The sequence below is a fragment of the Enterobacter sp. YSU genome (assembly GCF_016082135.1).
In the GTDB taxonomy this organism is placed as follows: Bacteria; Pseudomonadota; Gammaproteobacteria; order Enterobacterales; family Enterobacteriaceae; genus Enterobacter; species Enterobacter hormaechei_C.
The window spans coordinates 2,566,233-2,584,127 of sequence record NZ_CP059487.1; the positions used below are offsets into that span (position 1 = coordinate 2,566,233).

General features: G+C 56.1%; 16 protein-coding genes and 1 tRNA gene. 12 read left to right on the forward strand and 5 right to left on the reverse strand.

From position 1 onward, the window contains the following. Positions 1–120 precede the first annotated feature (120 nt). From H2Z33_RS12480 to H2Z33_RS12490, 3 genes are all read left to right on the forward strand, one after another. Positions 121–753, forward strand: coding sequence for a response regulator transcription factor (locus H2Z33_RS12480; RefSeq protein ID WP_063134833.1), 633 nt, complete (start codon positions 121–123; stop codon positions 751–753). Further along, a complete protein-coding gene (locus H2Z33_RS12485) occupies positions 750–2,537 on the forward strand; it encodes a hybrid sensor histidine kinase/response regulator (RefSeq protein ID WP_063134834.1) in 1,788 nt (595 codons plus the stop codon). The genes H2Z33_RS12480 and H2Z33_RS12485 overlap by 4 nt, the downstream gene beginning before the upstream one ends. A gap of 401 nt (positions 2,538–2,938) precedes the next feature. Then, positions 2,939–3,265, forward strand: a complete 327-nt coding sequence (locus H2Z33_RS12490) for a hypothetical protein (protein ID WP_023298582.1) — start codon at positions 2,939–2,941, stop codon at positions 3,263–3,265. On the opposite strand, the gene H2Z33_RS12495 is transcribed toward H2Z33_RS12490, so the two are convergent. The 3 genes from H2Z33_RS12495 to H2Z33_RS12505 all read right to left on the reverse strand — a co-directional run bounded on the left by H2Z33_RS12495 (position 3,243) and on the right by H2Z33_RS12505 (position 5,467). Then, entirely contained in the window at positions 3,243–4,061 is an 819-nt protein-coding gene (locus tag H2Z33_RS12495) for a DUF4225 domain-containing protein (protein ID WP_063134835.1), read from the reverse strand. The genes H2Z33_RS12490 and H2Z33_RS12495 overlap by 23 nt on opposite strands. A 521-nt stretch (positions 4,062–4,582) precedes the next feature. Continuing rightward, positions 4,583–4,658, reverse strand: a tRNA-Phe gene (locus tag H2Z33_RS12500). Between the two features lie 95 nt (positions 4,659–4,753). Further along, entirely contained in the window at positions 4,754–5,467 is a 714-nt protein-coding gene (locus H2Z33_RS12505) for a DUF554 domain-containing protein (RefSeq protein ID WP_017692680.1), read from the reverse strand. Positions 5,468–5,648: 181 nt separating this feature from the next. Here H2Z33_RS12505 and H2Z33_RS12510 point away from each other — a divergent pair, with 181 nt between their 5' ends. Further along, positions 5,649–7,793, forward strand: a complete 2,145-nt coding sequence (locus H2Z33_RS12510) for an ornithine decarboxylase (RefSeq protein WP_063134944.1) — start codon at positions 5,649–5,651, stop codon at positions 7,791–7,793. 69 nt (positions 7,794–7,862) lie between these two features. Here H2Z33_RS12510 and H2Z33_RS12515 read toward each other — a convergent pair whose 3' ends face one another. Further along, positions 7,863–8,555, reverse strand: a complete 693-nt coding sequence (locus H2Z33_RS12515) for a response regulator (RefSeq protein WP_015571854.1) — start codon at positions 8,553–8,555, stop codon at positions 7,863–7,865. Beyond that, positions 8,545–10,182: a sensor histidine kinase gene (locus tag H2Z33_RS12520; protein ID WP_015571853.1), complete on the reverse strand. Its 1,638-nt coding sequence runs from the start codon at positions 10,180–10,182 to the stop codon at positions 8,545–8,547. The genes H2Z33_RS12515 and H2Z33_RS12520 overlap by 11 nt, the downstream gene beginning before the upstream one ends. A 345-nt stretch (positions 10,183–10,527) precedes the next feature. On the opposite strand from H2Z33_RS12520, the gene H2Z33_RS12525 reads away from it, so the two are divergent. From H2Z33_RS12525 to citG, 8 genes are read left to right on the forward strand one after another with little or no spacing between them, the layout of a single operon-like run. After that, positions 10,528–11,889 (forward strand): 2-hydroxycarboxylate transporter family protein, encoded by a 1,362-nt coding sequence (locus H2Z33_RS12525; protein ID WP_063134836.1) that lies wholly within the window; start codon positions 10,528–10,530, stop codon positions 11,887–11,889. Between the two features lie 17 nt (positions 11,890–11,906). Then, on the forward strand, positions 11,907–12,770 hold the full coding sequence (locus H2Z33_RS12530; protein WP_033487651.1) for a fumarylacetoacetate hydrolase family protein: 864 nt from the start codon (positions 11,907–11,909) through the stop codon (positions 12,768–12,770). A 13-nt stretch (positions 12,771–12,783) separates the two neighbouring features. Continuing rightward, positions 12,784–13,806, forward strand: coding sequence for a [citrate (pro-3S)-lyase] ligase (citC, locus tag H2Z33_RS12535; RefSeq protein WP_032671991.1), 1,023 nt, complete (start codon positions 12,784–12,786; stop codon positions 13,804–13,806). Between the two features lie 16 nt (positions 13,807–13,822). After that, entirely contained in the window at positions 13,823–14,116 is a 294-nt protein-coding gene (gene citD, locus H2Z33_RS12540; RefSeq protein WP_017382935.1) for a citrate lyase acyl carrier protein, read from the forward strand. Beyond that, entirely contained in the window at positions 14,113–14,988 is an 876-nt protein-coding gene (gene citE, locus H2Z33_RS12545) for a citrate (pro-3S)-lyase subunit beta (protein WP_047726770.1), read from the forward strand. The genes citD and citE overlap by 4 nt, the downstream gene beginning before the upstream one ends. A gap of 10 nt (positions 14,989–14,998) precedes the next feature. Beyond that, positions 14,999–16,522, forward strand: a complete 1,524-nt coding sequence (gene citF / locus H2Z33_RS12550) for a citrate lyase subunit alpha (RefSeq protein WP_023295416.1) — start codon at positions 14,999–15,001, stop codon at positions 16,520–16,522. Then, positions 16,519–17,058: a citrate lyase holo-[acyl-carrier protein] synthase gene (gene citX / locus H2Z33_RS12555; protein WP_022651835.1), complete on the forward strand. Its 540-nt coding sequence runs from the start codon at positions 16,519–16,521 to the stop codon at positions 17,056–17,058. Before citF ends, citX begins: the two co-directional genes overlap by 4 nt. After that, positions 17,036–17,839: a triphosphoribosyl-dephospho-CoA synthase CitG gene (citG, locus tag H2Z33_RS12560; RefSeq protein WP_032654999.1), complete on the forward strand. Its 804-nt coding sequence runs from the start codon at positions 17,036–17,038 to the stop codon at positions 17,837–17,839. Before citX ends, citG begins: the two co-directional genes overlap by 23 nt. Positions 17,840–17,895 lie beyond the last annotated feature (56 nt).

Below are 17,895 nucleotides of genomic sequence, written 5' to 3' on the forward strand. Positions count from 1 at the left end.
TTACCCAAATCAGCGAATAATATATTTCTCTTTCCTAATCGAAAAAACCCTCCTAAAGTAGGGTGGGTAGATAATAATTCATCTGTACTCTAAGATATGCGAAGGTAAAAGGAGGCTCCTTTGGGACAGAATTATGCGTTAGTCGTTGATGACCATCCATTGGTAGCAAGCGGCATCGCCAATTATCTGATTACACATTGCCAGTTTAAACAGGCGTGTGTGGTGACGAATGAGGATGATTGCTACCGCCAAATTAGGGATCATGGCCCGCCACGTTTGCTGGTAATCGATTTTTGGCTCTCTTCCGGAACGGCCCTGAAATTACTCAAAGAAGTAAAGCAACTTTACCCACAGGTACGACTCCTGGTGGTCAGCGGGGATGACAATAATGATATCTGGCGCAAAGTTAATGCCGCCGGGGGGCACGGTTTTGTATTGAAAAGCGAGCCACCTGAGATGTTCTCGCGGGCCGTTTTCGCACTCACTGATAATCAGACCTGGTTTCCTGAGGGAAACGAAATTTCCGTTAAGACGAATAATGAGAAGTTAAGTAAATTTAACTTAACGCCGCGACAAATAGACGTGTTAAATATGATTATGCGCGGCCTGCCAAATAAACGCATCGCCGCACAGCTTTCAATTTCTGAGCCCACGGTCAAAGAACACATCAGCAATATATTGAAAAAGATAGGCGTTAACAGCCGGGTCGAAGCCATCACGCTTCTGCATGGCAAGCAGGAACCGTCGGAATGAGGTTTTTTCAGAGCTTACAAAATGATGGTATCTCTGCTCCGGCGCAGATCCGTTTGCTAAACAACACCTTTCTGCGGCTGGTATTTAGCTTTAGTGCAGTGCCCTTTGTTGGTATTCCTTTCGCCATCTGGATTTATATGCTTGGGGACGACCTCGGCCCAACGATTATCTGGATAATTATTTATCTGCTATGTGCCGTGGCGATACGAATATTGCACCGACGCTATCAGCGTGAAGCGAAAGAAAACGGTGAAAGGGACGTTCTGCGACGCTGGCTTCCGCGTATCAATAATATTGCCTTTATTCACGGGCTGGGAATTTCATCACTCTATTTAATTACGCCACAGACGCAGAATTTTGACTTTTTCCTGTTACTTAATATCAGCATTGCCGCCATCGTCGCCGCCAATGCGACGCATCTGACGCCTGTCATCAGTACCTTTACGCGTTTTTTCTTCGCCTCCTGGGGGGTGCTGAACCTCGGTATTATCTGGCGGCTGGATGAGTTGATGTTCATCGTGCTCATGCTGAATCTGCTTTACGGCTTCGCGATTTACCGCCATGCGTTAACTTCCCATGCGTTCTTTATTCAGCAAGCGCTGCTTGAGGAAAAAAGCTCACGCCTTGCGGAACAGTTTCGTCAGGCCAAAGAGGACGCGGAGCAGGCACTGCTGGATAAAAATCAGTTTCTGACCACCGCCAGCCACGATCTGCGCCAGCCCGTACACGCAATGGGCTTTCTGATCGAAGCCATCCTCCACCGAAACCGGGACGACAGCCTGACGCCGCAACTCCTTGACCTTCAGCAGAGCGTTCGCTCGGTGCATTTAATGCTCAATTCTCTGCTCGATCTGAGCAAAATAGAATCCGGGAATGTCCTCTCTGCCCCGACCAAAGTGGATATCGGTGCTCTGCTCGACTCGGTCATCACGCTGTTTCGTGAAGAGGCCAACAGCCGCGCGCTTAGGCTGTGCATCCGGCGGCCTAAACGCCGTATCGACGTGATGGGCGATCCGCTGCTGGTGCGACAGTCCCTGATTAACCTGATTCAAAACGCCCTTCGCTACACGCTCCAGGGCGGGGTGCTGGTCGCCATCCGACCGCGCGGTGACGAGTGTATGGTGGAGGTGTGGGACACGGGAGTCGGTATCGCCGATGAAGAGAAGGGCAAAATCTTCTCACCTTACTACCGCCCCGAGCTGGCATGGAAGATCGACAGCGCCGGACACGGGCTGGGACTGGCCGTCGTTGCCCGTTGTGCCAAGCTCATGAAGGTGAAATACGGGATGCAATCCATTGAAGGGAAAGGCTCACGCTTCTGGATGCGCTTTACCCAATATGCTGGCGAAGACATCGCGCTGGACACCCCGCCCGCCGCTGACAACACCGCCACGCCGGTACGCTATGCGCCGCTGCACGGTTCCTGCCTGGTCGTCGATGACGACCCGCTGGTGACGTCTGCCTGGGAGAGCCTGATGAGCGTCTGGGGAATCGACGTACGCTGTGCGGCCTCCGCTGAAGAAGCGTTTGCCATCATCGAAGACGGCTTTACGCCGTTCGCCGTGCTGTGCGACCAGCGCCTGCGATCGGGCGAAAGCGGCTTCGACATCCTGAAAGCGCTTTTTGACCGTTTGCCGGATATGAGCGGCGCGATAGTCAGCGGCGAATTTAATTCACCGGTTCTGCTGGAGGCGGAGCAGGAGGGATACCTGGTGCTCCGCAAGCCTCTGGAGCCGGCTAAACTGCATGCGCTGCTGACGCAGTGGTCAGGGTGTCGTGGATAGGGGAATAGATAATAGCAGCATTGCGCTTCACTGTAGGGCCAGATAGTACGCGGTGTCCTGCTGTGATGCCAATGTGTCGGTATGGTTGAGCCGCTGAGGGAGGATTTCGCGGGCCTGATTAATGATTTCATCGTGCATGATTCAGCCTCCTGTGGTGATCTGCATGTTGCTTCTACCGGGCAGGGCGGGAGATGTTGGAAACGGCCCCGAAGGAGTCATTAGAGTTGCTACCAGCGAAGTTCCGCAGTGGGCAATAATGTCAGTTTTCGAGCGTATACTCTAAGATATCTTCAACTCGTTGATATATATAAATTTGACGAATATCGTCAGGTAGCGATTTATCCGCCAAATTAAGTTAAACTTCGTCACAGGTTTCAGTGAGTTATGGGACGGATAATAGAATGACCAGCGAAGAGGCACTTTTAAAATCAGGTTTTAGCAAACGAGATCTTCAAAAGTTAAAAAACAATATTGAAAATTACGGTGGTTCGTTTGATAGCGTAACTCATGATCTGGCCAATCGTTTTAAGGCTATGAAGTGGATAACTATTATTGCCTTCATCATACTGGCTTTAACTCTTTTACTTGCATCCAAGGATACAAGCCTGACACTTGCGCTCACATTATTGATTGTACTACCTTTCATCTGGTATATAACGCCAGCAAAACTTGGCTACAAATCCTGGCGTTATCGTAAAATGCTGACTAATTCTGGGACGGGTCGCTGACGGACAACAGATCAAAAATAATCTTAGCTTTCACGCCATAACCCGCTATTTTCATTGTAAGCTGCGGGCGGCTCAGTGTGCTCACCTTTCGGTAATAGTCAGCAGGGAGATAACGAAACAGTCGCCAGGTACCAGGTCGCCGTAACAAGCCAAAAATGGTGTACGCATTAGCGGCCAGTGAAATTGATTTGTAGACACCTAACCCATTCTCACGACTAAAGCCCATAAACTCAGCTGTAGACATCGCGGCATTCGCGACCAGCCCTTCACTGGTAGTGTTGTTAGTTGCGTAGCGAGCCACTTCTTTACTGATGCTGTTTGTCCCGTCAGTAACCAGAATCGCACCAGCAAGAACCCCGAGAGGGGTCATAGTGCCTATGAGGGTAAATCCTGCGGCTATTTCAGCACCGGCCAGGACAACACTAACAGCCGAGATCACATACCCAACAATTTTGTTATTCTCTCGGATAAACTCGACTTTAGCGTAAAGCTTCGCTGCCTTCGTTCTTAATAAACGCGCTTGTTCCAGCAGGTTACTGTTTTCTTCTCTGAGAATTTTAACGCATTCCATGCATTCTTCATCTGATTTAGCCCGACGAGCTAACGTAAACTGATGTTCTATGAGGTCCCGAATTTCCTGAACAAACTTCATTCGAGTCAAACTATCGCTGAGATGAAAAGCCGACAGAGTGTTGGCTGTATTTACCAGTTTCCTGGCTTCCATATTCACCATAGTTTCCGCCCAGGCTTTATTTCTTCCATCTGAGCGCATCATGTTAAGTAATGCTGCATCCATTGTAGTTCCTCTCAATTGCTTTACCGGCCTCTGCTTAGACTGATAAATGCCCCCATGACAGCCATGCGTGCCAACGCACACACAATATAGTAGCAATGTGGTTACGGTGTCTGAAGTAGAAGTCGCTTTTTACAGCTTCGTTCCTCGGCCTACTTTACTGCGGTTAGCCAGGGCCTGTTCCAGCAGTGTACGGAACGCCGAAAGGTCACTTTTCAGGATGCCCCGGATGGATTTACCACCGATGAATCTAATAAAACAGTTAGCCGATGGGGGGTAATCACGGATACGTGATGCCGCTCTGTCGGGCTCTGTCCAATTGATATGTGCATTTGTAATGCTCAAATAGATCGGTGAAGGTCAGGTTTTTCTGCTTCTGTGTGGCGGTAAAGGCGGTAAACAACGCCAGTTGTACCACCGGGAAGCGGGGCCGGAGGAAAGATAAGGGCGGTAACTACTGGTAAACGAACAAGTTGTTGATTCAAAAAGCAAAAACCCCCGCCGAAGCGAGGGTTATAAATAAGTGGTGCCCGGACTCGGAATCGAACCAAGGACACGGGGATTTTCAATCCCCTGCTCTACCGACTGAGCTATCCGGGCAACGGGGCGCATTAAACCCGATCCTCCCTCCGGCGTCAACGAAATTTGTTGCTTTCGGTGCAGACTGCACACTCTCTCACCATTTCGTCGCAAACTTAAGCGAAAAAGCGCGTCCAGAGCGCGGAAAGCGGCATCGCGAGCAGCAGGGCAGGGAGCATGTTCACCACTGCAAACATCTTAATGCCACAGATGCGCAGCCCTGTCGCCAGCAGCAACAGGCCGCCGACGGCGGTAAAGTCTGCCATCATCGCTGGCGTTGTCAGCGGCAGGATCAGCGTGGCGCAGGTGGCCAGCGCCAGCTGAATAAGCAACATCGGCACACAAATCGCGGCGACGGCGATGCCGAGGGTGGTGGCAAAAATGGTGGCAGTAAAGAAATCCAGAAACGCTTTCGCAATCAATATGCTGGGATCGCCGGTCATCCCTTCCTGCATCGAACCGAATATCCCCGTGCCGCTGGCGCAGAACAGAATAATGATCGCAACGTAGTTCTGAATAAACGACTCGTGCGTGCCGTGCTTTGCCTTGCCCGGTCGGGCAATCAGATTTTTGGCTTTGCCTACCGCGTGATTAATACCTTTTTCCAGATAGCAAAACTCGCCGATGAGCGCGCCGAGCAGCGTCGCCAGTACCATCACCGGCAGGTTGGCGCATTTCACCACTAAAAGGATACCAATCCCTAACGACGCCAGGCCAAAAATAGAAGGCATGGAGACGCGAATACGCTCCGGCAGGCGCTGACTTAATACTGCCCCAAGTACACCGCCCAGCAATACGGCTCCCGCATTGATAAAGGGTCCAATTACCACGTTTAACTCCTGTTATTTAAGCACTGGCATTGCATGATTATGGCACGTTCGTCCCAGATTACGCTTAGCTTTGGGAGGTGTAACGCATACTGATTCCTTCTTGCACCTGAAAATAAAAGGTGACATGATTGCGCGAATTTTCTCCTTCCTGTCTCGCCGTTCGGTGAGGGTATTTGCGCCTATGAAAACCATGAAAATTGCCGTCAGCCGTGAGCTGGTATCCAAAGTTTCTACGCATCGCGAAAAAGTTATGCTGGATAACACCGATTTCACCGATGTGGCGGCAGTTGTCATTACGGTTGTTGAAAGCTACAGCGGCATTCTCGCATTGCTGAAGCGTACGGGCTTTCAGTTACCGGTATTTTTGTTCTCAACAGAGCCAGGAGAGGTGCCAGAGGGTGTCACGGCGATCATCTCGGGTAAAGCACAGGAATTGCTGGAACTGGAATCTGCCGCCTGCCGGTATGAAGAGAACCTGCTGCCACCCTTTTTTGACACCCTGAGCCAGTATGTGGCGATGGGAAACAGCACCTTTGCCTGTCCGGGTCACCAGCACGGTGCCTTTTTCAAAAAACACCCGGCGGGGCGGCAGTTCTATGATTTCTTCGGTGAGAACGTTTTTCGCGCCGACATGTGCAACGCCGACGTTAAGCTGGGCGATCTGCTGATCCACGAAGGCTCCGCCAAGCACGCGCAAAAGTTCGCGGCGAAAGTATTCAACGCGGACAAAACCTACTTTGTGCTGAACGGCACGTCGGCGGCCAACAAGGTGGTGACCAACGCGCTGCTGACCCGTGGCGACCTGGTACTGTTCGACCGCAACAACCATAAGTCCAACCATCATGGGGCGCTGATCCAGGCCGGGGCAACGCCTGTCTATCTTGAGGCAGCCCGTAATCCGGTTGGTTTTATCGGCGGGATTGATGAGCACTGCTTTGATGAGGCCTGGCTGCGGGAACTGATCCGTGACGTCGCGCCGCAGAAAGCCGCCGAGGCGCGCCCGTTCCGCCTGGCGATCATTCAGCTCGGCACCTATGATGGCACGATCTACAACGCCCGTCAGGTGATCGACAAGATCGGTCACCTTTGCGACTACATCCTCTTTGACTCCGCCTGGGTCGGCTACGAGCAATTTATCCCGATGATGGCGGAAACGTCTCCGCTTCTGCTGGAACTGAACGAGAACGATCCGGGAATTTTCGTGACCCAGTCGGTCCACAAGCAGCAGGCCGGGTTCTCGCAAACGTCGCAGATCCATAAAAAGGATAACCATATTCGCGGTCAGTCGCGCTTCTGCCCGCACAAGCGGTTGAACAATGCGTTCATGCTGCATGCCTCCACCAGCCCGTTTTACCCGCTGTTTGCTGCGCTGGACGTGAACGCCAAGATCCACGAGGGCGAGAGCGGACGCAGGCTGTGGGCGGAGTGCGTCGAGCTGGGCATTGAAGCACGCAAGGCCATCATCGCCAACTGCAATATGATCAAACCGTTTATCCCGCCGGTGGTGGCGGGGCGGCCATGGCAGGATCACCCCACACAGGCTATCGCCAGCGAGCGTCGCTTCTTTAGTTTTGAACCGGGTGCAAAATGGCACGGTTTTGAAGGCTATGCCCGCGAGCAGTATTTCGTCGATCCGTGCAAGCTGCTGCTGACCACGCCGGGCATTGATGCTGAAACAGGTCACTATACCGATTTCGGCATTCCGGCGACCATTCTCGCCCACTACCTGCGCGAAAACGGCATTGTGCCGGAGAAGTGCGATCTCAACTCCATCCTGTTCCTGCTGACGCCAGCCGAGAGCGCGGAGAAGCTAATGCAGCTCGTGGCAATGCTGGGGCAGTTTGAACAGCATATTGAAGACGATACGCCGCTCGCGGATGTGCTTCCGACCATCTGTCAGAAATACCCGGTGCGTTACCGCGACTACACGATCCGTCAGCTGAGCCAGGAGATGCACGATCTCTACGTCAGCTTTAACGTGAAGGATTTACAGAAGGCGATGTTCCGTCAGGAGAGCCTGCCTGCCGTGGTGATGAACCCGCAGGATGCCAACCAGGAGTACATTCGCGGGAACGTCGAACTGGTGCGTATTCGTGACGCCGAAGGACGCATTGCCGCCGAAGGTGCGCTGCCATACCCGCCGGGCGTGCTGTGTGTGGTGCCCGGGGAAGTCTGGGGTGGAGCAGTACAGCGCTACTTCCTGGCACTGGAAGAGGGCATTAATATGCTGCCGGGTTTCTCGCCAGAGTTGCAGGGCGTTTACAGCGAGAAAGATGCGGACGGGATTAAGCGGCTGTATGGATACGTATTGAATGTCCGAACGTAGGCCGGGTAAGCGTTAGCGCCACCCGGCGAGTGCCCGGCGGCGCAAGCTTACCGGGCCTACAATACTGCGTCAGGCTTCTGCGCGGCGGTACATCCTTCTCGGATGCCCAATCTTCCCGTACAGCATCTCCACCGTCAGAAAACCCACCTCCACGCAGTGTTCCAGATAGCGCCGGGTGGTGGTTTTACTCAGGCCCGTCTCGCTCACCACCTCATCCACCGTAAAACAGTGCGCCGCCTTGTTGTTAAACAGCATTTGCACCCGCGCCAGCGTGTTCTCCTCTATCCCTTTGCTGCCGTTGTCCAGGCGATAGTTTTTCGCCTGCAATTGATAGAGTGAATCGACGTTCTGCTGGTCGACGATCTTCCAGACGCGCTGCTGTTCGGCAAACTGCACAAAACGTTCCAGCGACTGGCTCAGGCGCTTCCAGGAAACCGGCTTGAGGATGTAGTCGAACGCGCCGTTACGAATTGCCTGGCTACAGGTGTCCATATCGCTGGCGGCGGTGATGAAAATCACCGAGCAGTTGGCGCGGGTGAGCATCGGGTTGCTGATAAGGGTGATGCCTTTGCCGTCCGGCAGGTAGTTATCCAGCAGCATCAGCTTCGGCTGTTTGCTCTCCAGTTGTACCTGCGCGTCGGCCAGCGACGCGGCAATCCCCACCAGCCTCAGGCGCGGATGTTTACCGATAAGCTCCGCGTGCAGTTGCGCCAGTTCGTTCTCGTCTTCAACAATCAGTACGTCGATAAGTTCATGTTGCATAGTCGGTATCTTCCAGTTCCTGTACGGGGTGCCGGGCCGTTCCCGTGGCGGGAATAAACAGTGAGAAAATGGCACCGCGTGGGGTGTTATCGGCAACTTCAATTGCACCGCCAGCCTGTGTGACATAGCTTTCAATCAGATACAGGCCAATACCATGATCGCCGCGCGTTTTGGTGGTGATGCCGCGCTCAAAGATCCGGTCGCGTATCTCCGGTGTGATGCCGACGCCCTGGTCGGCGACTTCAATAATCAGTTCCTGCTCGTTCAGCTTTATCAGCACGTCCACCGGGGCATGCGGGAGCGGTGCACGCTGGGTCGCTTCAATGGCGTTATCCAGCAAGTTCCCGATGATCGAGATAAGTTCCGATTCGAGCAGCGGCAGGAACGGTTTATCCACCCGGCAGGCCGGGTCGAAACTCAGCTCAACGCCTTTTTCACGCGCGCGGGCGGCCTTTCCAAGCAGCAAACCACACAGCGTCGGAGAGCTAAAGCGGGACGAGATAAAGTCCAGCAGCTCCTGAGCGTGTTCCGACTGCGCCTGTATGTAGCGAATCGCTTCGTCATAACGGCCCATATGCAGCAGGCCGGACAGCGTAGTCATGCGGTTCAGCTGTTCATGGCGCATGATGCGCAGGTTATCAACGTAGCGCTTCACCTGGCTGAGCTGGGCGCTGAGCGAGTCGATCTCGTTGCGATCGCGAAAGGTGATCACCCAGCCCTGCAACGCATCTTCCAGCATGATCCGCACCCGGCTGGCAATAACTGTGAGATCGTTAAAGCGACAGATCTCATCGTGGGTGTCTTTCGCAAGCATGGTTTGCGCGTTGAAGAACGGGACGGGCGCGATCACCTGGCTGATGAGTTGACCCCGCAGTTCGCGGGCGGGCTGACGTAAGCCTAATAATTTACGCGCCGCCTGGTTAATCACCTCAATGCGAAGATCGTCGTCGATGGCAATCACCCCTTCATAAATGGATTCCATCATCGCCTTTTGCTGGCGCACCAGCAGGCCGATTTCGCGCGGCTCCAGAGAGAATATCTGCTTCTTGATGCTGCGGGTGAAGAACCAGGAGAAAATAAACAGGGCGATAAGCAGCAGCACGGCGGCAATCAGGATATTAACCACCTTGCTGACGGTGATGGTGTCCAGATAGCTCGTGAGATAGCCTACCGAAACAATCCCCACCACCTGCCCGGCATCATTAAAAATGGGCGCTTTGCTGCGCAGCGAAATGCCTAACCCGCCCTTGCGGATGGTGATGGTGCTTTTGCCGTGTAATACCTCGTCGTTATCTCCGCCAACCAGCGTTTTGCCTACCCGGTCGGCAAACACGGAGTGGAAAAGATGCAGCCCCTTATTGTCACCAATCACAATAAAACTGGCGTCGCTGCGGGCGGCTATTTTCTGCATAAAGTCATGGATACCCAGGATATCCTTTTGTTCGACTTCTTTTCGCAGGGTAGGAATAAGCGCAATTTCTTCGGCCTGTATTTTTGCGCGCGCGCTCATTTCCTGATAAAGCTGTCTGCCGACATCGACATAATAATATCCGCCCAGTAATGCGAACAGCACTGAGAAAAAGGCGACCAGCGAAATAAACAGCTTGATCTGAAACGATACTTTCATAACTATCACGCGAGATATCAACAGGTCGGCTGAATATATCATCTTTTAAGGCCAGGATGCCCGCTTTGCCGAAAACTTGTGATCCCTTGCACAGCGCAGCCTGTAAAAGATTTTTCCGAAAGTCTCATCCTCTTAAGGTTAAATGAATAAATGTTATTTCTTTGTTCAGTTAAGAAAAGAAACCATAAAAACCACGGCAATAAATAAGGCGTAAATCACATTAAATAAAAGAAACCATTAAAACCATAGCGTCCATTAAAACTTCGCTTTTAATATGCCATCCCTCACATAAAGTAAGCCTTTGTGACTCTAAGCTGAACGCACAAAATAACTAAGGGGCTTATTATGAGCACAACTGACGATTCATTCTCTGTTACCCACGACCCGATTGATATTCAGCGGCCATCGCTCAAAGAGCGCTGGTGGCATATTATAGATACCTGGAAAATCGGCATTATTCCTCTGCCGCTGTTCGTTCTGGCGGGTGCGCTGATTGCGATTGATTGCCTGGGCGGAAAACTGCCGAGCGACATTGTGGTCATGGTGGCCACGCTGGCCTTCTTCGGCTTTGCCTGCGGTGAATTCGGCAAACGCCTGCCGATTGTCGGCAAGCTCGGTGCGGCGGCAATTTGCGCCACCTTTATCCCTTCCGCGCTGGTCTATTACGGCCTGCTGCCGGACGTGGTGGTTGAGTCCACGACCAAATTCTATAAATCCACCAATATTCTCTACCTCTATATCTGCTGCATTATCGTCGGCAGCATCATGAGTATGAACCGCACCGTGCTGATCCAGGGCTTCCTGCGCATCTTCTTCCCGATGCTGTGCGGTGAAATCGTCGGCATGATTGTCGGCATGGGTGTTGGGCTGGCGCTGGGCCTCGAGCCGTTCCAGATCTTCTTCTTTATCATTCTGCCGATCATGGCGGGCGGCGTCGGGGAAGGGGCGATCCCGCTCTCTATCGGCTATGCCACCCTGCTGCATATGGATCAGGGCGTGGCGCTCGGCCGCGTGCTGCCGATGGTGATGCTCGGCGGCCTGACGGCGATCATTATCTCCGGCTGCCTCAACCAGCTCGGTAAACGCTACCCGCACCTGACCGGTGAAGGCCAGCTGATGCCGAATCGCGCCAACGCTGATGCCACTGTTTCCCAACCTGCGTTCTCCGGCAAAGCGGACGTGACGACAATCGCCTCGGGCGCGCTGCTGGCGGTGCTGCTGTACATGCTGGGCATGCTCGGTCACAAGCTGATTGGTCTGCCAGCGCCGGTGGGCATGTTGTTTATGGCGGTGCTGGTGAAGCTCTGCAACGGCGCCTCTCCGCGTCTGCTGGAGGGTTCCCAGGTGGTGTACAAATTCTTCCAGACCTCCGTGACCTACCCAATCCTCTTCGCTGTCGGCGTGGCGATTACCCCATGGCATGAACTGGTGGCGGCGTTCACCGTCAGCAACCTGCTGGTGATTGTCAGCACCGTTTCCGCGCTGGTGGCGACCGGATTCTTCGTTGGCAAAAAGATTGGTATGCACCCGATTGATGTCGCCATCGTCTCCTGCTGTCAGAGCGGGCAGGGTGGCACCGGTGACGTGGCGATCCTGACCGCAGGCAACCGCATGAGCCTGATGCCATTCGCCCAGATTGCTACCCGTATCGGCGGCGCGATTAACGTCTCTGTCTCACTGCTGATTCTGGGCAACTTCCTCGTTTAAGTTTTCAGGAAAGAACAATGAAACTCGCAAGCTTTTTATACCAGGGAAAACGCAGCTACGGCATCGTACAGGCCGAAGGCGTGATTGATTTGGGCCGCCGCCTGGGCGACCGCTATGGCGACCTTAAAGCGCTGTTGCAGGGGAACGGGCTGGCGCAGGCCACCCGTTTTCTGAACGACGTGGTGGATGTACCGCTGAACGCCATCACCTTCTTACCGGTGATTGTCCAGCCGGAAAAAATCCTCTGCGTGGGCATGAACTATGCCGACAAGCGCAAGGAGTTTGACCAGCACAACCCGGCCCCGACGCTGTTTGTCCGCTTCCCGGATTCACAGACCGGCCACAACGAGCCGGTGCTGAAGCCGCGCCACTCCAGCGAGTTCGACTACGAAGGCGAGCTGGCGGTGATCATCGGCAAAGGCGGGGAGAACATCAGCCGCGACGACGCCCTGCGCCACGTGGCGGGCTACAGCTGTTACATGGACGGCTCCGCCCGCGACTGGCAGCACACCTGGTTCACCGCCGGGAAAAACTGGCGGCAGACCGGAGCGTTCGGCCCGTGGATGGCGACGGCGGATGAGATCCCGGACCCGCACAGCCTGGCGATCCGCACCTGGCTGAACGGCCGCATGGTGCAGGAGGACAACACCAGCAGCATGATCCACAAGGTGGCGGAACTGATCGAGTACATCAGCACCTTCACCCGTCTCAGCCCGGGCGACGTGATCATCACCGGCTCGCCTGGCGGCGTGGGTAAAAAGCGCAACCCGCCGCTGTTTATGAAGGAGGGGGATCGCATTGAGGTGGAGATCGAGCATATCGGTCATCTGAGCAACGTGATCGTGGAAGCGCCAGCCGTCGGGCTCGCGGCAGCGCACTGAGTAAGGCGGCAGCATGCAATCGCAACCCATTGATTTTCGGCACACCGTTGTGGCGAAACACCCAGAACGCTTAAGCCAGATCCGCTACCTGCTGGCAGACAGCGGCCTTGGCCTGGACAACGACATCACGCTGTTTGTCGAAGCCTGGTCCGGCGCGCAGCTGGTGGGTTGCGCCGGGCTGGCTGCCAACGTCATCAAATGCGTGGCGGTCAACGAGCAGCTTCGTGGGGAAAACCTCAGCGCGCGTCTGCTTGCAGAGGTGGAAAACGCGGCGCTGGAGCGCGGCCATTTTCACCTCTTCCTCTGCACCCGTCCGTGCAATAAGGAGCGCTTTGGCCGCAGCGGTTTCTGGCCGATTGCCCAGAGCGGGAACAACGCGGTGCTAATGGAGAACACTCCGCAGGGGATCGCGCGCTACTGCCGATCCCTGCGCGCGAAGCGCCGGTGTGGGGAAAAAACGGGCGCGATCGTGATGAACGCCAATCCCTTCACCCTCGGCCATCGTCATCTGGTGGAGCAGGCGGCGACGCAGTGCGATGCCCTGCATCTGTTTGTGGTGCGTGAAGACGCCTCGTTCTTCCCGTTCAGCGCGCGCCTCGAGATGGTGCGTGCGGGCGTGGCGCATCTGCCGAACGTGGTGGTGCATGAAGGCTCGCAGTACATCATCTCCCGCGCCACCTTCCCGGCCTACTTCCTGAAGGAGACCGGCAAAGTGCAGCAGGCGTGGAGCGAGATCGACGTGCTGATCTTCCGGGACTATATCGCCCCGGCGCTGGGCATCACACACCGCTTCATCGGCTCGGAGCCGTTCTGCGACATCACGCGGCAGTACAACCAGACGCTGCACGACCTTCTGGCCTCGCATATTGAGGTGGTGGAGATGCCGCGCATCAAGGCCACCGGCAACGCCATTTCGGCCTCGGAAGTGCGCCGTTTACTCAAGACACAGCAGTTTTCCCGGATCCGGGAGATTGTCCCGGACTCCACCTTCGCGCACCTCGAAGCACATTATCGTGCGAGTGCGGAAGTCGCATAACTATCAGGAATTTATCATGAATATTGTAAGGGAGGCGCTGGCCGGAACGCAGGAGTCCAGCGACCTGATGGTGAAAATCGCCCCCGCTCACGGTGAGCTGGAGATTGTCATCCACAGTGAAGTGATTAAGCAGTTTGGCGAGCAGATACGCCAGGTGGTCAACGACACATTGCGCGCCATGAACGTGCACCAGGGATTAATCATTATTGAAGACAAAGGGGCGCTGGACTGTGTGATCCGCGCTCGCCTGCAAAGCGCGCTTCTGCGTGCCGCCGATGAACAGGCCATCAACTGGGGGGCGCTGAAATGAGCAAACTCCGCCGCAGTATGCTGTTCCTGCCAGGCGCCAATGCCGCCATGCTCTCTACCGCCTTTATCTACCGCCCCGACTCCATCATGTTTGACCTTGAGGACGCCGTGGCCCTGCGCGAGAAAGACACCGCACGCATGCTGGTGTTCCACGCGTTGCAACACCCAATGTATCAGGATATCGAAACCGTGGTGCGCATTAACCCGCTGAGCACGCCGTTTGGCCTGCTGGATCTGGAGGCCGCCGTGCGCGCGGGCGTGGACGTGATTCGCCTGCCGAAAACCGACACCCCGGACGATATTTACGAGCTGGAAGGCCACCTCAAGCGTATCGAGCAGGAGTGCGGGCGTGATGTGGGTTCCACCCGCGTGATGGCGGCGATTGAATCGGCCATTGGCGTCATCAACGCCGTGGCGATTGCCCGCAGCTCCCCGCGCCTGATCGGCATCGCGCTGGCCGCCTTTGACTACGTGATGGACATGCAGACCGAGCGCGGCGACGGCACCGAGCTGTTCTATGCCCGCTGCGCCGTGCTGCACGCCGCACGCGCCGCCGGTATCGACGCCTTCGACGTGGTGTGGTCCGACGTTAACGACGAAGCCGGGTTCCTGCGCGAGGTCGACCTGATCCGCAAGATGGGCTTCAACGGCAAATCGCTGATTAACCCGCGCCAGATAGACCTGCTGCACAACGCCTACGCCCCGACTCAGGAAGAGGTGGATCACGCCAAAAGGGTGATTGAGGCGGCAGAAGAGGGCGAGCGTAACGGCCTGGGCGTGGTGTCGCTCAACGGCAAAATGGTGGATGCACCGATTATTAACCACGCGCAGGTGGTGCTGGAGCGCGCGGCGGCCTCTGGCGTGCGTCGGTAAGGATGACATAATGAATCAGACAGAACTTCTCCATGTAAATTTCCCCCATCTGCGGGATCTGAAACCCTTTGATACCGCCCACAGCGCGACGCCGTGGCTGGCGGACAGCGAGGCGAAGCACAGCCGCAAGCTCTGCGCCTCTATTGAAGAGGCGGTTAAGCGCAGCGGCTTGCAGGACGGGATGACCATCTCCTTCCACCATGCCTTTCGCGAAGGCGACCGGGTGATCAACACCGTCGTGGCGCTGCTGGCGCGGATGGGCTTCAAAAATCTGACCCTGGCTTCCAGCTCGCTGATGACCTGCAATGACGCGCTGATCGAGCATATCGAGAGTGGCGTCATCACCCGGATTTACACCTCCGGCATGCGCGGCAGGCTGGCGGATGCCATCTCCCACGGGCTAATGGACGAGCCGGTACAAATTCACTCCCACGGCGGGCGCGTGAAGCTGCTCCAGGACGGCGAACTGAGCATCGACGTGGCATTTCTTGGCGTGCCGTGCAGCGATGAGTTTGGCAACGCCAACGGCACGCACGGAAAATCGTGCTGCGGTTCGCTGGGCTACGCCATGGTGGATGCGCACTTTGCCCGTAAGGTGGTGCTGCTGACCGAAGCGCTGGTGCCATTCCCCAATATGCCCGCCAGCCTGGTGCAGGATCAGGTGGACTACATCGTGCAGGTGGAGAGCGTGGGCGACCCGGCGAAAATCAGCGTCGGCGCGGCGCGCGTCACCAGCAACCCGCGCGAGCTGATGATCGCCCGCTATGCGGCGGACGTGATTGAACACTCTGGCTATTTCAAACCAGGCTTCTCGATGCAGACCGGCTCCGGCGCAGCGGCTACCGCCTGCACCCGTTTTATGGAAGAGAAGATGGAGCGCGGCGGCGTGAAGGCGCGCTTCGCCCTTGGCGGCATCACCGGCAGCCTGGTGGATCTGCACGAGAAGGGGCTCATCGAAAAGCTGCTCGACACCCAGTGCTTTGACGGCCAGGCAGCGGCCTCGCTGGCGCGCAATCCGAACCACGTGGAGATCTCCACCAACGTCTACGCCAACCCCGGCAGCAAGGCGGCAAGCTGCGACCAGCTCGACGTGGTGATCCTCAGTGCCCTGGAAATCGACGTCGACTTTAACGTCAATGTCATCACCGGCTCCGATGGCGTGATGCGTGGCGCATCCGGCGGACACTGCGACGTGGCGGCGGCAGCCAACCTGACCATTGTGGTCGCGCCGCTGCTGCGAAGCCGCATCCCGACGGTAGTGAAGCGCGTTACCACCCGCCTCACGCCGGGGGAGAGCATTGACGTGCTGGTCACCGACCACGGTATTGCGGTCAACCCGGCGCGCCCGGAGATCCGCGAACGACTTATGGAAGCAGGGCTGAAGGTTGTAGATATCAACGCGCTGTATGAGCGAGCGATTTCGTTGACAGGCGTACCGAAACCGATTGAGTTCACCGACAAAATCGTCGGGGTGATCCGCTACCGCGACGGCAGCGTGATCGACACCGTTCGACAGGTAAAGGAGGAAGTGTGACTATTGCGACACCCGTGCGGACGGGTGTCAGCCTGGACGAACTGCTGGCGGCGAAAGAGCGCCGCGCAGCGCGCCAGGCTGACATGCTTGCGCACTATCAACAACCGGTGATCTCCCTCACGCTGGTTACGCCCGGGGAAATCAAAGACAGCCTTCGCTATCGCAACACCATGGGCGTGGCGCTGCAAATGTGCGACCAGCTGCTGTGGGAAAACCGCTGGCAGGTGCTGGACCGTAAGGTGCTGTGGCTACCCACCGGACCTGAAGCCTTGTGGTGCATCGCGCATCCGGCGGCGGAAATTAAGGCGCACTGTGCAGAACTGGAGCAGACGCACCCACTCGGCAGGCTGTGGGATCTGGATGTGATCTGCCCTGAAAACGGCCACGTCGGGCGTCAGTCGCTGGGGGCGAATCTCAGACGCTGCCTGATCTGTGACGAGCCCGCTCATGCCTGTTCCCGTTCGCGCAATCACCCCGCTGAGCAGGTGGTTTCCCGCGTGGAGAAGATGATCGATGACTGGTTTGCTCGCGACTGAACCGCGCCCGGTTGATCTCCCTGCGCTTGCCGCAGAGGCGCTGTGGCAGGAGCTGGAGCTGACGCCAAAACCGGGGCTGGTGGACAGGCTCAATAACGGCTCCCATCGCGATATGGACCATGCCTTGTTTGTCCGCAGCATTATGGCGATTACGCCGTGGTTTGCCCGGTTTGCGGAACTGGGTGAAGCACATGCGGCCAAACCTGCCGATCGGCAGTTGCGGATTCTTCGCCCAATGGGAATGGCTTGCGAGCAGGCAATGTACGCCGCCACGGGCGGGGTAAATACCCACAAGGGCGGGATTTTTGCCCTCGGTTTGCTCTGCTTCGCCGCCGGGCGTGTGAAAAATATCTCTGCGGATAGCCTCTGTTGTGAGGTAAGTAACATCTGTCGTGGGCTGGTGGCGAGGGAGCTGGCCGGGCGCAGCGGGCAGGCAACGGCGGGGGAGCGGCAGTTTCAGCTGTACGGTTTAACCGGCGCGCGTGGCGAGGCAGAAAGCGGCTTTGCCACGGTGCGTAAGGCTTTGGATGCGTGGAACGGTCAGTCGCTTCACGGCCTGCTGTTGCGCCTGATGGCGGTAAATCAGGACAGCAATCTCGTTTCGCGCGGCGGCATTGAGGGGCTGCGCTACGTTCAGGGCTACGCGCGGGAATTACTGGCTAACGGCTGGGACTGCGAGGCGTTGCTGAAGATGGATAAGGCATTGATTGAACGCAATCTGAGCCCGGGCGGCAGCGCGGATTTGCTGTCGGTGGGGTGGGTGCTTTCTGGAATAAAATAGCCGGGTGGCGGCTACGCCTTACCCGGCCTACGGTCTGGTTTTGTAGGCCCGGTAAG